Raw genomic sequence first — 17,651 nt, forward strand, 5'->3', positions numbered from 1 at the left:
AAAAGTAATTGTTTTAAAAACTATTGATAAATTGCCGGCCCATGAGCCAACCTTTTATCTCGATATGCATCCCCACGTATAAAAGAACCGATCTTTTAAAAAAGTTGCTCGACTCTATACAGGTACAATCTTTTAAAGATTTTGAGATACTGGTGAACGATAACAGCCCGGATGAATCTGTAAAAAACCTGGTGCAGTCTTACAGCGCATCCTTGAATATTTCCTATCAAAAAAACGAACCGGCTGTTACTGCTGTTGAGAATGGCAAAAGAGTGATGCTGAAGGCCCGGGCACCCTGGATAAAAATGATGCATGACGATGATTGGTTTGAAGGCGTTGATGCACTGCAGCAGTTTGCAGATGCTGCAAAAAATTCCGGCAAGGATTTTATCTTTTGCGCCAGCAACCAGGTATATCTTGAAAAGGGTAAAACAGAAAAAGAATTTTTAACCGCCGATAGAAAACAGCAACTGGACGATTCTTTTTTCAGCCTTATTTATTTAAATGTGATCGGCCACCCCAGTGTCGTGATGCATAAAAAAGATGACAGCATTCAATACGACAGCCAGTTCAACTGGGTACTGGATATTGATTACTATTTACGTTTTTTAAAAGCGCATAACGGGTATCATTATATACCGGAAACACTGGTCAATATCGGCAAGGGCAACACGCAGGAATCGTATAAGTATTATAAGAACAGCAAGGTAGAGATACCGGAATATTTTACGTTGCTTACGAAATACGAGAGCGACCTGCATTTAAAAAATCCATACGTATTCCATATGATCTGGAATATGCTACGACGCTTTAAAATAAAAAGCATTGCCGACATTAAAGCTACCGGCTACACTGGCAAAATACCGGATAAGATAGAAGAGATCATCGCTTTTCAAAAAAGCATTCCGCGGATCATTATCAAACAAACCCCCTGGTCGAAAAAACTGATGCTGCGTTGCTTTAAAAAGATCACTACGGCTTGAATAAATAAAAAGCTGCCTGGTCAGACTGGCCTTCTTTATCATTATGGATGCTAATGGCCTTGAATTTTTCTATATCCTCTTTTGTATATCCTGATGCTTCTTTATTTACCATGTACGAATTGGCATCGGGCAATGCAATATCTTTTGCATACTGGTCGCTGCCGATCAGGCTCATGTAGTTACCATCAAATACCACCTGCTTCAATTCAAAGCCGGCCTGCTTAGCCAGCAGTTCCATACTTTTTACTGAGTGGATGATGATATGCCGGGGTGCATCGAGGTCCATCCAGTTCACGCCATATTTTTTCCAGCTGTACATGCCCATAACAGGCGTGCGTATCAGCAGCTGCCGGCCATTTTTTAAAAGTTTATATAATTGTTGCAATACTTTCAACGGCTCATCCATGTGCTCAAAGGCATGGTGCAGCATAATGTAATCGTATTGTCCTGTTGTTTCAAAAATGCTTTTTTTATAGATCTTAATAGCGCCGTAATCCCAGTCTTTTTCTATAAAGGGATCTATACCGGTAAGATTGGTGAAGCCTATTTTAAAAAGATCCAGCAGCAGGCTGCCATTGCCCGTTCCTACATCCAGTATGGCATCGTTGTATTGTACGCCTGCATTTTTTATCCAGGAATAATAGTGTGGCGGCTTATACCCTATCGACAGCAAACTTCCCAGTAATTTGTGTTTTCCATAAATAAGGTAGGAGGCTTTTATCTTGCGCAGTGTATCTGCTTTCTGCCTCACATCCAGGCCCAGGTTAAAGGAATAATACCCATCATTGGGATAATACTTTCCCAGGTCTGCAGGAATATTCTGCAACTGCATACTGCCGCAGTTACTGCATTGGGCATAGGTAAACATTTCCCTGAAACCCAGCTGCATTTCTTTTACGTGATGTAATGTATTATTGTCTGTATTGCCACAAACCTTACAGGTGATAAGCATATTGCTGTTTTTTACAAACTTACTATAATTGTAAACAGGTCATAAAAAAATCCCCCTTGCATTCAGCAAAGGGGATAATGTATCGTTGCAGCAATTTTTACATTGCTTCTGCTTTCATTTGTTTAGATACTTTAGAGCGTTCGTTCTCATCCAGTATCACTTTACGCATACGGATGCTTTTGGGTGTTACCTCAATACATTCGTCCTGCTGTATGTACTCCATACATTCTTCCAGCGTCATCAGAATCTTGGGTGCGGCACGGCTGGCATCATCACTACCGCTTGCACGGTGGTTGGTGAGTTTTTTAGCTTCCGTTGCATTCACATTCAGGTCGCCTGGTTTAATATGTTCTGCAATGATCTGGCCTGCGTACACTTCATCTCCCGGATCTACAAAGAACCTGCCCCTGTCCTGCAATTTATCAATAGAGTAAGCCGTGGTCCTTTCTGTATTTTTAGATAATAACACGCCATTGTTACGGCCCGGTATCACACCTTTCCAGGGGCGGTATTCAATAAAGCGGTGCGCCATTACAGCTTCGCCGGCAGTACCGGTAAGCATGGTGCTGCGCAACCCGATCAATCCGCGAGATGGGATTTCAAACTCTAGGTGCTGCATTTCGCCCTTACTTTCCATGATGATCATTTCGCCCTTGCGCTGTGTTACCAGGTCTATCACTTTACCACTGAATTCAGATGGCACATCCACCACCAGGTTTTCGTATGGTTCGCATTTTTTACCGTCTATTTCTTTTACCAGCACCTGCGGGTTACCCACGGTCAGTTCAAATCCTTCGCGGCGCATGGTTTCTATCAGTACGCCTAAGTGCAGGATACCACGACCGTATACCAAAAAGCTATCCGCACTATCGGTATCCTCTACACGAAGCGCCAGATTCTTTTCTGTTTCTTTCATCAACCTGTCGCGTAAGTGACGGCTGGTTACAAACTTACCTTCTTTACCAAAGAAAGGTGAGTTGTTGATGCCGAACATCATGCTCATGGTTGGTTCATCCACGCTGATCACCGGTAATGCATCAGGGAATTCTGCATCGCAGATAGTATCACCAATGTTGAAAGTTTCCAGTCCCACTACAGCACATATATCGCCTGCAAACACTTCAGTAGCCCTTTTCTTACCCAGCGCTTCAAAAGTGTACACTTCTTTTACTTTAGATTTTACCAGTTTACCATCGGCCTGCACCATTACAATGTTCTGTCCTTCTTTTATGCTGCCACGGGCTACTTTACCTACGGCTATCCTGCCCAAAAAGGCTGAATAATCGAGTGAAGTGATCTGCATCTGCGTGGTACCTTCATTCACTTTTGGTTCGGGTACGTATTGCAGTATGGCATCCATCAACGGCAATATATTTTCGGTGGGTGTTAATGAAGTGTTCATCCAGCCCTGTTTGCTGCTACCGTAAATAGTAGGGAAGTCCAGTTGTTCTTCGGTTGCATCCAGGTTAAAGAACAATTCAAATACTGCATCATGTACTTCATCAGGACGACAGTTCTCTTTATCCACTTTATTAATTACCACGATCGGTTTCAGACCCAGCTGTAATGCTTTCTGCAATACAAAACGGGTTTGCGGCATGGGCCCTTCAAAGGCATCCACCAGCAGCAATACACCGTCGGCCATTTTCAATACCCTTTCCACTTCTCCGCCAAAGTCACTGTGCCCGGGGGTATCGATCACGTTGATCTTAATATCTTTATAGGTAACCGATACGTTCTTACTGAAAATGGTGATACCCCTTTCCCTTTCCAGGTCGTTATTATCCATGATCAATTCACCGGTTTCCTGGTTATCCCTGAACACATTGGTACTGTGCAGGATCTTGTCTACAAGGGTGGTTTTTCCATGGTCAACGTGGGCAATGATGGCAATGTTACGAATATTCATTATTTGTTTATTGTGGTAAACTATTGATAACCATTAGGGTTATACTTTTTACCTGTTTTTTTGAAGCTGCAAAGGTAGGTCATTTTAGCGGGCTTTCCGCATTAAATAACAATGAAATTGATGATGTCCAAAGCTGTTTTTTAAACACAAAAATGCCCCCAAACAAGCTGGAGGCATTCGAAATTAACCCCAGGGGTCAGGTTATTCTTTTATAAAATTCTTTACATATTTCTTGTCGCCCGCTATGATGGTAAAGATATAGTCGCCTGCGGGCAGGTCTTTTATTGACAGGGAATAGTAGTTATTGCCCCTTTCAAATAAGGGCGACGCTACTGTTTTTACCATTTCGCCGGCGGTATTGTAAATAAGCACCTGGCAGCGGGTTTGTTTTTCCAGTACAAAATTGGCCTTGAGTATATCTTTAATGGGGTTGGGATATAAAATAATGTTGTATGCTTCACTGGCCGCTTTTATTAAAATGATATTGGAATAGCTGAGCGAGCCATTTTTATTGATGACATGCAACCTGTAATAAAAAGGAATGGCAATATTAAGGCCCTTATCGGTGTAAGCATAGCTCGTTACCAGGTCGCTTGTAGCAGCGATGGTGGCTATTTTTGTAAAGTGCTGTGCATCGGCGCTTCTTTCCAGTTCAAAAGTGCCGATATCGCCGCCGGTGATGATCTTCCAGTTCAAAACATTTGATTCCTGCACTTTATTACCCGACAGTTCAACAGCAGTTTTAATGGCCAATGGTATCACGTACATTTTGGTTCTGAAACTTTTCATTTCGTTATGCCCAAGTGATAAGGGTAAATTGTATTGAACATTGGCAGGAATACTGGTGAATTTACTGATGTCTGTTTCCACATGCGTGGTTAAATAAGCATCATTTATTTTCAGGTTGAAATTAATATCCTGTGTAGCGTCAACATCACTTAAATTCCAAACCCTGGTAAGAATGCCCCTTGAATCTCCATTAAAGATCTCAGTAGGTTTTACCGCCCATATCATCGAATTGGGGTTGGAGTTACTGATAAATGAATATTGATTAGGCAATAAAAAGTTTACAGGATTATACACCGCTCCGCAAACCATTGAATCCTGGTGTTCGAGCGCTTTCTTCATTTCGGCAGTTGCAGAAAAACCGGTGTGCGTGGTAATGGCAAAGCGCTGGTTAAACACAGCATCACCGCCCTGGTCGGGCATACCCAGGTTATCTATCTGTCCGCCTGCCAGTATCTTTAACTGCGAGCTGGTGGCGCCTTCATCCAGCGTACTTTCTGTACTATTCCCGATCTTCATAAAATAACAATCCTGGTTGGAGATGCTTACACCAAAATTGCTTTCGTTCACACTGGCAAAATGGTTCAGCGTACTCCAGTCGTACCGGGCATTCTGTGTGGCATAGTGCCCACCATTACTGGTAAGTTTTGCTTTGATCACTGCCCCTGTTTCTTCGTGCCACACCGTAGGTCCGGTGATATTAAAACCATAGTTCCATGTTTTTGTATCCCCAAAGTTTTGCGTTATCTGGTTATCTATTTCTATACGGGCAACGTTTTTAAATAAGGTGATCCTTGTTTTGTGCGATACCGGTGCAGTGCTGGTAAGCAGTACCGATATGGAAACCGGCCCGTTCTCTATACTGGTTATGGAGCCGGTAGTGGCGCTGCCGGAGCCCAGGTCGTTCAGGAACTTGCCTGATTGCACCAGTTCCCTGGAATGATTTTTATCTATAACGCTGGTGAGTACACCGGCATTGGTATAAGTAACTTTAAAGGAATCGCTTTCGATGATATTGCCGCCATTGGTGCCCGCATTGGGAAAAGAAGTACCTGTGCCGGGTTGTATCTCGTATACCTTGTAACCAACAGAGGGTATACTGTCTGCGAGTACACGAAGATACTGGGTGCCATTCCGCGTAATGATCTGTGATGGTACATCCAGTGCCGTTACCACATCCTTTACATGAATATTGGTAGAGCCGGAATATACATAGTCCGCATAATTGGTGCGTTTCCAGCCCAGTGGGTTAAACGCAAAAAAACGTTGCGTTAAAGGATCGTCGCTGGTAATAAGATTGCTGAGGTTGGTAAGGGAAAGATTGTACAACTGGTTTACATAAAGCGTAATAGTGGTATCCAGCTTGCGCTGATAAGCATTTCTTTCATCTAATGAAATAGAAGGACCTGCAAAACCAAAATCATGCTCCCAGAATAAACCCAATGCCATCCATGCTTCTTTTTTTAAACTGTCAAGATCGTTGGTAAAAGTGGGCATATAGTTGGTAACGATGGATGCCATGGCTTCAGCCGACCGCAGTTTTTCAACCATTCTTTTTACATGGCCACTTACTTCGGCCATTGAAGCACAGGAAAGGTCCCATTCGTTGCCGAAAGTTTGTGTTTGAGTGGGTAAGGAACTGCCGTAATTGGTTTCCATATCCTTAAAATAATCCAACTCATTGGAGAGAATTACTTTGGTGGTGCTGTTGGCATTGTTGAATGATGATGCAGCAGCAACGAGGTTATCCTGCGTGGTCATTATATCATCGTACCCAACACCAAAACCGCCCACTATATTATAAGGCCCGGTATTTACCTTGGTATTTAAATAGCTGATCGCATTGCTGTAGTCCCTCACCTCTGCATAACCACCTAATGAACTGCCGGTTTGCGGCACATTAACAAGGTTGTACCATTTTAAAAGTATCTTGTTGGTGTCTAATCCTTTGTACCAGTACACTTCATTTTGCCTGCTGGTTAAATTGGGTACGCTGGTATAGCAGTCGCATACACCGTACCAGCAATATTTGGCACCCGCACCTTTCCATAAGGAAGCCAACCCCAGCGGCAGGGTTTGGTTTTCCATACTGGAGGCTAACTCCAGCTTGATGCTGTAATTTCTTTCCAGCTCGCCTGCATTATACATTCCCCGCAAAATTGCTTCGGCCGGTACACCGCCATAAGTACATACCAATGGAGAGTAGGGCACTGATATCTGTTTGCTTTTTATCTGGTCAATAAGTTTATTGAATTGGGCTGCAGAACGCACTTTTTTATAACGGGATACCCATAAACTGCCGTCGCAGTTCCATTTACTTTGCAAGGCGGTATCTGTAGGATGTTCTGTTTTGGTAAAATCGTTATAGGCGATCCACCAATCCAGCATTTGTGCAAAGGCAGAATCGTAATCTTTTACATTGCCCGCCCACATATAATCTGTATGGTCGTCGTTGGCCACATAAATGCGTTTCTGTGCATTTGTGGTAAATTGCAGCAAAAAAAGTACAGCAGCAATAATTGCCGGCCGGGTATAGGTGTAGATCATAATGCTTGTTTACATTAACTCATGCTTTACACAATGCAAGCAAATCAATCAAATGTGTGCTAAGGGGAAGTTGGTTTTTTGAAAGATATGAATAGAGGCGGGAACAAATATAGGGGATTTTGATCAAAATGCGTACTTTATCACAAATTATCAACAATGAAAGCGGTAAGAAGGATCACAGCCAAAAAGAGGATCGCCCTGGTGGCGCACGACAACAAAAAAGCCGACCTGGTGGACTGGGCAGTGTTTAATAAAGTAGTACTGGCCAGTCATGAACTGATAGCTACCGGCACCACCGGCAAATTGCTGGAAGAAAAGCTGGGCCAGCCTGTTAAAAAGATACTGAGCGGCCCGCTGGGCGGCGATCAGCAACTGGGCGCTATGATCGCCGAGGGAAAAGTGGATGTGCTGATATTTTTCTGGGACCCGATGGAGGCCCAGCCGCATGACAGTGATGTAAAAGCCCTGCTGCGCCTGGGTGTGGCCTGGAACATTTTGCTGGCCTGCGACCGGGCTACAGCCGACTTCATCCTTACCTCACCGCTGATGATGCAGGACTACGAGACCCAGTTGCCGGATTACAGCAATTACCTAAACCGTAAAGTAACGCGTTGATCATCTTTATAAAGTTTACTCTCTTTTATTTTGCGACCCATTTACCATTTATTCTATCGTTTATTACCCATCAAAAAGGTAAACACTGATAACCAGCTTTTTCTTTTAACGGAGGAGGAGATAAAGATCATCCGCAATAAAGAGCGCATTGCCATTTGGCTGGCCGCTTTTTTTGGCGCTATGGGTGTGGTGTTGCTATATGTACCGCAATATGCTTTTCCGCATTTGTTTCCGGATACTGCCATCAGTTTGTTTGGTAAAACATTTAAGGTGCCGATCATTATGCTGGTATACAGTGTGGTGCTGGTGATCATTGAAATTATGCTGTTGACCTTTTTAAATATCTGGTGTACTCACGAGATCGCTGTGGCTACCGGCTTTTTAAATTATCAATCCAAAAAAGAAAAAGAGAAAAGGAACCTGCTGATCAATATCGGGCTGGAGAAAAAGAATAAGGCGGTGTTGAAGTATGGTATCGATCCATTGCAGGGCATCAATAAAAAAGCGCTGATGGCCTGGAACTTCTTTTTTATTTTAAAGGCCACGCTCAGTAATATGCTGTTTAAAATACTGATACAGCGTTTACTGGGCCGCTATGCGGTAAAGGCTTTACAGGATTTTGCAGGCATACCCATTTTTGCCGCCTGGAATGCTTATGGTACCAAAGTGATATTGAAGGAAGCAAGGGTGATCATTATGGGGCAGAATTTAATTGAAGTGGTTTGCCAACGCATCCGTAAAGACCAGGAGCCTACCGAGGCATTCAAGCAACTGCTGTATGACACTTTGCAGTATATCGCCATCAGCAAAAGGGATTTTCACCAGAACCATTTTATCCTCACCAAAAACCTGTTCGAGATATACAATGTGCAGCCAAAGGATAATCACTGGCTGGAAGAAGGTTATTACGAAAAGTTGCGGGCTGCAGGTAAGGAAGAAAAGGAAGTTTGCCAGCTGCTGATCGTGATCGGTTTTTTACTGGATGGCAGGTTATCAGTAAGGGAAAGATTGCAGGTGCATGAATTAAGAAAAGAGGGTTTACTTGATATCAGCACTGACGAAATAACAGCCTACCAGCGGGATTTTTTAAATGGCAGGGGAATTGAGGGTTTGATAGCAAAATATATCTGAGCAAATGAAAACACAACAGAAAATATTCGTGCCCCATATTGCTATCTGCCTGGTGATGGATATTATCGGTATGGGCACTTATATCATTCCCGGCCTGGGTGAATTTGGTGATATTGTATGGGCCCCTATTTCGGGCTTTATATTTTACAAACTATTCGGCGGCAGGTTTGGGCTTATTGGCGGCGTGCTGGATTTTATTGAGGAGGCCCTGCCTTTTACCGATGTGATCCCTTCCTTTACCATTGCGTGGTTCATCCGCAGGCAGCAGGCAGATAAATTACTGCAGCAATAGATCCGTAGCCCCCTTTTATTTTACAGCTGTATAGTTTTAACGTTATTTAATTGGTAGTGTTTTATTTTGATATTAAATTTATCACTCACTCCAAAACATCTCCCAAATGAAAAAAGTTTTCCTGGCTGCAATTTTATTTGCATTTGCCCAGCTTGCCTTTGCGCAGGTAAAATTTGAAGCTTTGACCTTTACGCCCGAATTTCCCAAAGCAGGCGAAACCGTTAGCTTTAAATACAATAAAAACCTTTCGCCCTTAATTGATGAAAAGAAGATCGATATCATAATATACCTGCTGGATGGTTCGGAGTATAAGATACGGGAGCCTAAGATAACGCAGACGGGCACAGTGTTCTCGGGTAGTTTTAAACTGGAAGAAAAAACCAAATCATTTGCTTTTTCTTTTTCGGCCGATAAAGAAAAAGAATATCAATCACAGCAACGGATACTTTGTGCCGGTGTATGATAATAAAAAACAGCCGGTTGCTGAATACTATTCCACCTTGTATAATATCCAGCGCTTTTATGGCGAGGCTTATTTTGGCATCAGCTTTAATGCGCAAAAAGTGTTAGGCATTTTTGAAGATGGGTTGAAACAAAATCCTGCTTTAAAGAATGACCCCACTTTTTTCAATAGCTATTTATATGCGATCAATGGCGCCAAAAAAGCGGATGCTGCAACCATTATATGGAACGAATTGCACCAGCTGGAAAACAAAGGCAACCTGAGTGAGAAAGAGTATTCCACACTGATACAATGGTATACCAGGGATAAAAAGAAAGCAAAAGCAGACAGCCTGGACCATGATATGAGAATTGCATTTCCTAACGGTGCATGGGTAAAGGGTGACGCAGGTGGAAAAGTAATCCAGGAAAAAGATCTGGCTAAAAAAGCTGCTTTGTTCCAAGAATACGTGGCGCAGTTCCCTCCTGTTACCGCAGCCGATAAAGAAGGGATCGATGCATTAAAATCACGCATTGCGCTGGCTTATGCCAAGGCAAAGGATTATGCTGCTTACAACCAATGGAATAACCAGCTGCCAGCGGCAATGGCAGCTTCCAACAACAACAATATTTCGTGGGGTATGGCAGAAAAAAGTGAAGACCTGGAAGAAGCAAAAAAAATGTCGCTGGCCGCCACCATTTATGCAAAAGCAGAGATCACTAAACCCACTGTAAAAAAACCGGAATATTTTACGGAGCGTCAATGGATCGGCAACCGTAAAGGACAATATGCCATGTATGCTGATACGTACTCTTTTATCATGTACAAGACCGGTGATTATAAAACCGCTTACCAGTATGCAAAAGATGCCGCTGCAGATGAAAAAAATAAGAACGCTGATTATAATGAGCGCTACAGCCTGGCACTGGAAAAAGTAATGCCGCCGGCCACCGTTAAAAAAGAAATTGAACAGTTTGTAAAAGATGGCGCTGCTTCTTCCCGTACCAAAGAAATTCTGAAAGCACAATATGTTAAGGAAAAGGGTTCGGATAATGGCTATGACGAATACCTTGCCGCACTGGAAATGGATGCCAAATTGAAAAAGAAAGCGGAACTGGCTAAGACCATGACCAACGAACCTGCTCCTAAATTTACTTTAAAAGACCTGGATGACCGGGAAGTAAGCCTGGAAGGTTTGAAAGGTAAAGTGGTGGTGGTTGATTTTTGGGCTACCTGGTGCGGCCCCTGCATTGCCTCTATGCCTGCCATGAAAACAGCGCTGGAAAAATTACAATCCAGGGATGATGTGGCTTTTGTTTTTGTTGATACCTGGCAGACAGAAGACAATAAAAAACAAAATGCGACGGATTTTATGGCCAAGAACAAATATCCTTTTCATGTGTTGCTGGATAACGAAGACAAAGTGGTGAGTGATTTTAAAGTAACGGGTATCCCTACCAAATTCATTTTAGATAAAGCCGGTAATATCCGTTTTAAAAGTGTTGGCTTCGGCGGCAATGATGATGCGCTGGTGGATGAAGTGAGCATGATGGTGGAACTGGCAGCAAAGGATGTTCCGGCGGGTGGTACTTATGTGAAATAGTGCACCGAAATTTCATCTCGGTCTGACTGGGTCGAAATGAAATTTCGACAAACGATCGAAAAGAATTTTCGATATACGCCGAAAAGGAATTTCGGCACACTAACGGACTGTAGATTTATTATCGGTAAATTTACAGTCCGTTTTTAATTCATCTTATCATGCAATTCAAGCTTCAATCCTCCTACGCTCCTTCCGGCGATCAGCCGGAAGCTATCCGGCAATTGACGGAAGGTATTTTAAATGGCGAGCGATATCAAACACTGTTGGGTGTTACCGGCAGCGGTAAAACTTTTACCATGGCCAACGTGATACAGAATGTACAAAGGCCGGTATTGGTACTTACACATAATAAAACGCTGGTGGCGCAGCTATACGGTGAGTTCAAACAATTCTTTCCCGATAATGCCGTGGGTTATTTTGTGAGTTATTATGATTACTATCAACCCGAGGCATACATGCCCGTTAGTAATACCTATATTGAAAAAGACCTGAGCATTAATGATGAGCTGGATAAACTTCGGTTACAGGCCACTGCGCAATTATTGAGCGGGCGAAGGGATATCATTATTGTGGCGAGTGTGAGTTGTATTTATGGTATGGGCAACCCGGTGGATTATGAGAATGGCATCATCCGCATTACACAGGGTCAACGGCTATCGCGGCAGGGATTTTTGCATGCGCTGGTAAATTCTTTATACAATCGCAGCGAAGGCGATTTTACGAGAGGTACTTTCCGCGTTAAAGGTGATACTATTGATATCAATTTACCTTACGTGGATTTTGGTTACCGCATCACTTTTTTTGGCGATGAGATCGAGACCATTGAAACACTGGAACTAAGCAGTGGCAAGCGCATCAGCAGCGTGGAGAACGCCGCCATCTTCCCGGCCAATTTGTATGTGGCGCCAAAAGATATGCTGCAACAGGTGGTACATGAAATTACAGATGAATGCACGGCCCAAACCGATTACTTTAAAAACAGTGGTAAATATATTGAAGCACAGCGCATCAGTGAAAGAGTGAACTATGATCTTGAAATGATCCGTGAACTGGGTTATTGTAATGGTATTGAAAACTATTCCCGCTTTTTCGATCGTCGCCAGCCGGGCACACGGCCTTTCTGTTTGTTGGATTATTTTCCCAAAGATTTTATTTTGATGGTGGATGAAAGTCACCAGACCGTTCCGCAGGTGAGTGGTATGTATGGCGGCGACAGGAGCCGCAAATTAATTTTGGTGGATTATGGTTTTCGCCTGCCCAGCGCTTTAGATAACCGCCCGCTGAACTTTCATGAATTTGAAGCCATGACGGGGCAGACCATTTTCGTGTCTGCCACACCGGCAGATTACGAGCTGGAGAAGAGTGAAGGTATCGTTGTGGAGCAGGTGGTGCGTCCTACCGGTTTATTGGATCCTCCAATTGAGATACGGCCTTCTGTAAACCAGATTGATGACCTGCTGGATGAAATTGACAAACGCATTAAAAAAGGCGATCGGGTGCTGGTGACCACACTTACCAAGCGCATGGCCGAAGAGATGACGAAATACCTGGAGCGTATCAATATCAAATGTAAATACATCCATAGCGAAGTGGATGCACTGGAAAGGGTGGAGATATTGCGGGAGCTGCGCCTGGGCATCATCGACGTTTTAGTGGGTGTGAATTTATTAAGGGAAGGTTTGGACCTGCCCGAAGTTTCGCTGGTAGCTATTTTAGATGCTGACAAAGAAGGTTTTTTACGTAACGAACGCAGTCTTACACAAACTGCGGGTAGGGCTGCCCGTAATGTGGACGGCCTGGTTATTTTTTATGCCGATACCATGACGGAGAGTATGCAGAAGACCATTGACGAGACCAGCCGCCGCAGGGAAAAACAAATTGCTTACAACACAGCTCATAATATTGTGCCCACCACCATTAAAAAAAGTACGCAACAGATCATTGCACAGGGTTCGGTGCTGGATGTAAAGGGATATGACCCTGCCAATCCTTACTCCATTAAAGCAGATGAAGATATTGTGAATATTGCGGCGGAGGATGAAGTGGAATACAAGACCATTCCGCAGATGGAGAAAGGCATTACTAAAATTAAAAAGCAAATGGAGAAGGCGGCCAAAGACCTTGATTTTATGGAGGCAGCGAGGTTGAGGGACGAGATGTTCCGGTTGCAGAAGGAACTGGAGGGGATGAAGGGAGCGTGAGACGTGAGTGGTGAGACGTGAGTCTTCGCCGCCGTCTTGGCTTCGACAAACGGCGCATCACATGATCTGACCCTCGGTCTGACCATGTGTATTGTCGCTGCTGCAGGTGGAAACAATCCCATCACACACTATTAAAACCACATAGGCACATAGAAAACATAGGGCATGGAGGCTACACAGAGATTACATAGTGCTGCTTCATATCTTCGCCGCCGTCTTGGCTTCGACAAACGGCGCATCACATGATCTGACCCTCGGTCTGACCATGTGTATTGTCGCTGCGGCAGGAGGAAGCAATCCCATAAAACACTATTAAAACCACATAGGCACATAGAAGACATAGGGCATGGAGGCGATATAGAAATTTCTTGGTGCAGCTCCGTGTCTTGGTGGCTTCGTGGTTGCCCCTACTACAGCTAAATAAAAACGCTTCCTACTTTTTAAAACATTTCGGTATTTCAAACGTCTTAGCTGAAGAAGATGCCTTAAAACCGTCTTTTTTTCATGATTATAGCACTGGTGATCATTGCAGCAATGGCTTTGTTTGTATATGTTTTTATGCAGCAGGAAAAATTTGGCAGCACCCCTGCCGATGCCCGGCTGGAAATGATCGAAAGATCGCCGCATTATAAAGTAGGCAAATTTCAAAACCTCAGCAACACACCGGCTTTAACAGAAGGCGCTTCCTTTTTTTCGGTGCTAAAAGAATTCTTTTTTGAAAAGAAAGAAAGAAAAAAACCTGCCACGGTTTTACCTTCTAAAAAAACCGATCTTTTACAGCTTTCCAAAGACGAAAATATTTTAGTGTGGATGGGACACTCCTCCTACTTTATGCAGGTGGACGGTAAAACCATTTTAGTGGATCCTGTATTCAGTGGCGCGGCTTCGCCGGTGAGCTTTACCACCCGAAGTTTTGCAGGGTCGGATATTTATACCCCGGATGATATACCAACCATTGACTTTTTATTTCTTTCGCATGATCATTGGGACCACCTGGATTATGATACCATTAAAAAATTACAACCTAAAATTAAAACCATCATTACGGGCCTGGGTACGGGTCAGCATTTGGAAAGATGGGGTTTTAAAAAAGAACGGGTAATTGAAAAAGACTGGAATGAACTGGTGGAATTACCCGGCGGTTTTTCTGTAACTGTTTTACCGGCCCGGCATTTTTCGGGCCGGAGCTTCAGCAGGAATACGGCCCTGTGGGTTTCGTTTGCGTTGCAAACCCCTTCGCGGAAAATATATTTAGGTGGCGACAGTGGCTATGATGATCATTTTAAAACCATTGGCAAAACACATGGCCCTTTTGACCTTGCGATTTTAGAATGCGGACAATATGATAAGAACTGGAAATACATTCACATGATGCCGGAGCAAACCGTGCAGGCCGCTATCGACCTGGGCGCCCGGCAACTTTTGGCAGTGCATTGGGGCAAGTTTGCTTTAAGCAATCATGCCTGGGACGATCCTGTAAAGAGGGTGTACAAAGCAGCCCAGGAAAGTAATATGCCGTTGCTGACGCCGATGATCGGCGAAAAATTATTGCTGGGTCAAGAACAGGTGTTTGCGAATTGGTGGGAAGACATGGTCTGACGCCCCGTCTGACCATGTCCTGCTGATCTGACGCCCTCGTCTGATCATGCCTGATGCCACACAGTCAGACGGGGGCGTCAGACCGTGTGGCGTCAGACCGCACCCTGCACTGGCCACCAGTCGTTACCAAACGGATCGGTAAAGCCGCAGGTATAGCCGTAAGGTTGCATTTGTGGTTCCATAGAGGACACAGCACCGGCAGCGATCGCTTTTTTATAAAGTGCATCCACATCTTCCATATAAATAAAGATACCCGCAGGCCGGGCAGCAAAGTTTTCAGTAGCGTCGGCCAGCATTATAACGGCATCTCCGATACGCAGTTCGCCATGCATGATCACAGCTTCACTGCGGGGTACTATGATCTGTTCTTCGGCGCCAAATACATTTTTCATAAAGGCTATAAATTCGTATGCTTTGGGCACTATCATATAAGGCATCAGCCGGTTGTATTGCGGGGGAATATGCATAGCGTAGTTTTTGAAAAGGTACGGTTTTCTTAAAAATTATTCGTTATCTTACTTCTCCATTATTTTACAAACCATAGATCATGACAACAATTGCCCTGTACAATCTTAAAGGCGGTGTTGGTAAAACCGCCAGTTGTGTAAACTTTGCTTACCTGGCTGCCGCCGATGGTTTTAAAACCCTGTTGTGGGATATTGATCCGCAGGGATCTTCTTCTTTTTATTATAAGGTAAAACCCAAAACACATCCCGGTATCAAAAAACTCATTACCAAGGATGCCGACCTGGAGAATGCGATCATGAGCACCGATTTTGAACTGCTGGATGTGATACCTGCCGACAGCAGCAGCAAGACCTTTGATATTATGCTGGAAGAAATGAAGGGCAATAAGAACCGTTTAAAGACAGTTGCCAAACAGCTGGACAAAGAATATGATTTTATCTTTATCGACTGCCCGCCCGGCTTCAGCGCATTAAGCGAAAATATCTTTCATGCCGCTGATATTGTTTTGATGCCCGTGATACCCACTACCTTGTCTATACGCACTTACCACATGGTGAAAGATTATTTTAAAGAAAAAGATATTGACCTCAGCAAAATGATGTGTTTTTTTGCTATGGCCGATCTGCGCAAGAATATGCACAATGAGATCATGGAAGAACTGTACAAGGACAAACGCTTTTTCCAGAACTATATCCCTTATTTATCGGATGTAGAAAAAATGGGTGTACACAAAGCCCCTGTAATGGAATTTGCCAACAGCAGTTATGCTGCCAAATGCTACCGGGAGCTGTGGACTGAAATTAAAGAAGGCGTTCTATGATCTTATCTTCCCCGTTTTAAAATCCTACACTGAACGAGCCGGAATCAATCGTTTTTTTAACTGTAAAGCTGGTACCGTTCTGATCCCATAAGGTGCCGGAAAAAGTGCCTTCTATACGGTTGGCCGTAAGCGATGTGATAGTTACACTAAAATCGTTGCTGGTAAGCACAGATACACCAAAGTATATATTAGGGAAACCGGTTGGATAGTAACTTACAATGCATCCCCTGTCCAGTATAGTTGTAAAAGTAACATTGGGATATAACCCCGTGTTAACGGCCCCGGGATTTTGCACCGCCACCCAGAATTCTTCAGGGCCGGAGTTATCGGAAATTTTACCCTGTACTGTAAAGGTTGCAGGAAAGCCCGCCACTGTTACACCAATGCCCTGCAGATTGGTATTAAAATTCACCAGCGTACCATCTATTTTACACTTTAAAAAATTAGTTCCGCTACCACCACCGCCGCCGGTTGAAGGTGTATAAACAATAGGGAAACTGCAACCTCCTGTTGGTGTATAATCAAAGCTGCCGGCTGCCGAAGGCGTGTTGGTACTGGTAAGTGTAATGGTTTGTGCACCCAGTGCCAGTAAGCCGGAGCCTGAAAAAGTTACCCCGTTCGCTGTATTGGTGCTTACAGAATAACTGCCCGCTGTGGTAACTGTAACGCTTAATACAATGGTATTGGCAGCGGTGAGTGGAGTGCCTGCTTTGTATGTACCGCTTACAACAGGGCCGGTACAGATACCGGCGGTATTAGCATAAGTAAATACAGCAGGTGGCGCAGCAGCAGCAACCGTAATGGTAAAGCTGCAGCCTGTAACGCCCGGAACAAAACTATATAAACCGTCAGTAACAGGCTTACCCGAACCGGTTAATACAATGGTATGACTACCTAACGATGTAAAGGTACCGGTACCGCTGAAGCTGATACCGTTAGCACTGGCGGTGGATACTGCATAGGTACCTGTTTTGGTTACTGTAACAGGTAAGGTAACGGTATTGGAAGCACTTAAATTAATGCCGGCCATATAAGTACCGCTTATTACAGGCAATGTGCAGGCAGCAGGAGCACCGTCGTACGTAAATTCAGCACTGCCGATGGTACCACCACCTTCAAAGCTCATTTCTTTTTGACAGGAAATAAAAAATAGCGCAAGGATTGCGGCTAAGAATAATTTAGTTTTCATGATTGCTGTTTAGTATAGTTTATAATGGCGAATGGTAATGGTAAAAATCAAGACTCCCGAATTTTACCCGGCGTTGCATAAACATCACCCAGATTTCATAATTTCAAGGCCGGA

The 17,651-nt window shown here is 43.8% G+C and carries 14 protein-coding genes; 9 read left to right on the plus strand and 5 right to left on the minus strand.

Annotated features, from left to right (window positions below; translation table 11 throughout):
- Positions 1-41 precede the first annotated feature (41 nt).
- On the plus strand, positions 42-983 hold the full coding sequence (locus QM738_RS04740; RefSeq protein WP_462275525.1) for a glycosyltransferase family 2 protein: 942 nt from the start codon (positions 42-44) through the stop codon (positions 981-983).
- Here QM738_RS04740 and QM738_RS04745 read toward each other — a convergent pair.
- From QM738_RS04745 to QM738_RS04755, 3 genes are all read right to left on the minus strand, one after another.
- Positions 973-1,935, minus strand: coding sequence for a class I SAM-dependent methyltransferase (locus QM738_RS04745; protein ID WP_462275526.1), 963 nt, complete (start codon positions 1,933-1,935; stop codon positions 973-975). The genes QM738_RS04740 and QM738_RS04745 overlap by 11 nt on opposite strands.
- A gap of 97 nt (positions 1,936-2,032) precedes the next feature.
- Positions 2,033-3,844, minus strand: coding sequence for a translational GTPase TypA (typA, locus tag QM738_RS04750; protein WP_462275527.1), 1,812 nt, complete (start codon positions 3,842-3,844; stop codon positions 2,033-2,035).
- A 201-nt stretch (positions 3,845-4,045) separates the two neighbouring features.
- A complete protein-coding gene (locus QM738_RS04755; RefSeq protein WP_462275528.1) occupies positions 4,046-7,177 on the minus strand; it encodes a T9SS type A sorting domain-containing protein in 3,132 nt (1,043 codons plus the stop codon).
- A 156-nt stretch (positions 7,178-7,333) separates the two neighbouring features.
- On the opposite strand from QM738_RS04755, the gene QM738_RS04760 reads away from it, so the two are divergent.
- The 7 genes from QM738_RS04760 (at position 7,334) to QM738_RS04790 (ending at position 15,060) form a co-directional block, all read left to right on the plus strand.
- Complete coding sequence (locus QM738_RS04760) at positions 7,334-7,792, plus strand: methylglyoxal synthase (protein ID WP_462275529.1); 459 nt, start codon at positions 7,334-7,336, stop codon at positions 7,790-7,792.
- A gap of 30 nt (positions 7,793-7,822) precedes the next feature.
- Entirely contained in the window at positions 7,823-8,923 is a 1,101-nt protein-coding gene (locus QM738_RS04765) for an LBF_2804 family protein (RefSeq protein ID WP_462275530.1), read from the plus strand.
- Positions 8,924-8,927: 4 nt separating this feature from the next.
- Positions 8,928-9,215, plus strand: a complete 288-nt coding sequence (locus QM738_RS04770; protein ID WP_462275531.1) for a hypothetical protein — start codon at positions 8,928-8,930, stop codon at positions 9,213-9,215.
- A 106-nt stretch (positions 9,216-9,321) separates the two neighbouring features.
- A complete protein-coding gene (locus QM738_RS04775; RefSeq protein ID WP_462275532.1) occupies positions 9,322-9,678 on the plus strand; it encodes a hypothetical protein in 357 nt (118 codons plus the stop codon).
- Positions 9,605-11,260, plus strand: a complete 1,656-nt coding sequence (locus tag QM738_RS04780) for a TlpA family protein disulfide reductase (RefSeq protein ID WP_462275533.1) — start codon at positions 9,605-9,607, stop codon at positions 11,258-11,260. Before QM738_RS04775 ends, QM738_RS04780 begins: the two co-directional genes overlap by 74 nt.
- 158 nt (positions 11,261-11,418) lie before the next feature.
- Positions 11,419-13,461 (plus strand): excinuclease ABC subunit UvrB, encoded by a 2,043-nt coding sequence (gene uvrB / locus QM738_RS04785; protein WP_462275534.1) that lies wholly within the window; start codon positions 11,419-11,421, stop codon positions 13,459-13,461.
- A 504-nt stretch (positions 13,462-13,965) separates the two neighbouring features.
- On the plus strand, positions 13,966-15,060 hold the full coding sequence (locus QM738_RS04790) for an MBL fold metallo-hydrolase (protein ID WP_462275535.1): 1,095 nt from the start codon (positions 13,966-13,968) through the stop codon (positions 15,058-15,060).
- 92 nt (positions 15,061-15,152) lie between these two features.
- Here the strand turns inward: QM738_RS04790 and QM738_RS04795 are convergent, their stop codons facing one another.
- Positions 15,153-15,527, minus strand: coding sequence for a VOC family protein (locus tag QM738_RS04795; RefSeq protein ID WP_462275536.1), 375 nt, complete (start codon positions 15,525-15,527; stop codon positions 15,153-15,155).
- A gap of 80 nt (positions 15,528-15,607) precedes the next feature.
- On the opposite strand from QM738_RS04795, the gene QM738_RS04800 reads away from it, so the two are divergent.
- On the plus strand, positions 15,608-16,348 hold the full coding sequence (locus QM738_RS04800; RefSeq protein WP_462275537.1) for a ParA family protein: 741 nt from the start codon (positions 15,608-15,610) through the stop codon (positions 16,346-16,348).
- 16 nt (positions 16,349-16,364) lie between these two features.
- Here QM738_RS04800 and QM738_RS04805 read toward each other — a convergent pair whose 3' ends face one another.
- On the minus strand, positions 16,365-17,537 hold the full coding sequence (locus tag QM738_RS04805) for a hypothetical protein (RefSeq protein ID WP_462275538.1): 1,173 nt from the start codon (positions 17,535-17,537) through the stop codon (positions 16,365-16,367).
- Positions 17,538-17,651: the final 114 nt, after the last annotated feature.

Origin of the sequence: Ferruginibacter sp. (assembly GCF_049840995.1) — a bacterium.
Lineage (GTDB): Bacteria > Bacteroidota > Bacteroidia > Chitinophagales > Chitinophagaceae > Ferruginibacter.

Coding starts and splice junctions, on each gene's coding strand:
- QM738_RS04770 (WP_462275531.1), top strand. CDS start 8,928: ATGAAAACACAACAGAAAATATTCGTGCCCCATATTGCTATCTGCCTG.
- typA (WP_462275527.1), bottom strand. CDS start 3,844: ATGAATATTCGTAACATTGCCATCATTGCCCACGTTGACCATGGAAAA.
- uvrB (WP_462275534.1), top strand. CDS start 11,419: ATGCAATTCAAGCTTCAATCCTCCTACGCTCCTTCCGGCGATCAGCCG.
- QM738_RS04760 (WP_462275529.1), top strand. CDS start 7,334: ATGAAAGCGGTAAGAAGGATCACAGCCAAAAAGAGGATCGCCCTGGTG.
- QM738_RS04795 (WP_462275536.1), bottom strand. CDS start 15,527: ATGCATATTCCCCCGCAATACAACCGGCTGATGCCTTATATGATAGTG.
- QM738_RS04790 (WP_462275535.1), top strand. CDS start 13,966: ATGATTATAGCACTGGTGATCATTGCAGCAATGGCTTTGTTTGTATAT.
- QM738_RS04800 (WP_462275537.1), top strand. CDS start 15,608: ATGACAACAATTGCCCTGTACAATCTTAAAGGCGGTGTTGGTAAAACC.
- QM738_RS04755 (WP_462275528.1), bottom strand. CDS start 7,177: ATGATCTACACCTATACCCGGCCGGCAATTATTGCTGCTGTACTTTTT.
- QM738_RS04745 (WP_462275526.1), bottom strand. CDS start 1,935: ATGCTTATCACCTGTAAGGTTTGTGGCAATACAGACAATAATACATTA.
- QM738_RS04805 (WP_462275538.1), bottom strand. CDS start 17,537: ATGAAAACTAAATTATTCTTAGCCGCAATCCTTGCGCTATTTTTTATT.
- QM738_RS04775 (WP_462275532.1), top strand. CDS start 9,322: ATGAAAAAAGTTTTCCTGGCTGCAATTTTATTTGCATTTGCCCAGCTT.
- QM738_RS04740 (WP_462275525.1), top strand. CDS start 42: ATGAGCCAACCTTTTATCTCGATATGCATCCCCACGTATAAAAGAACC.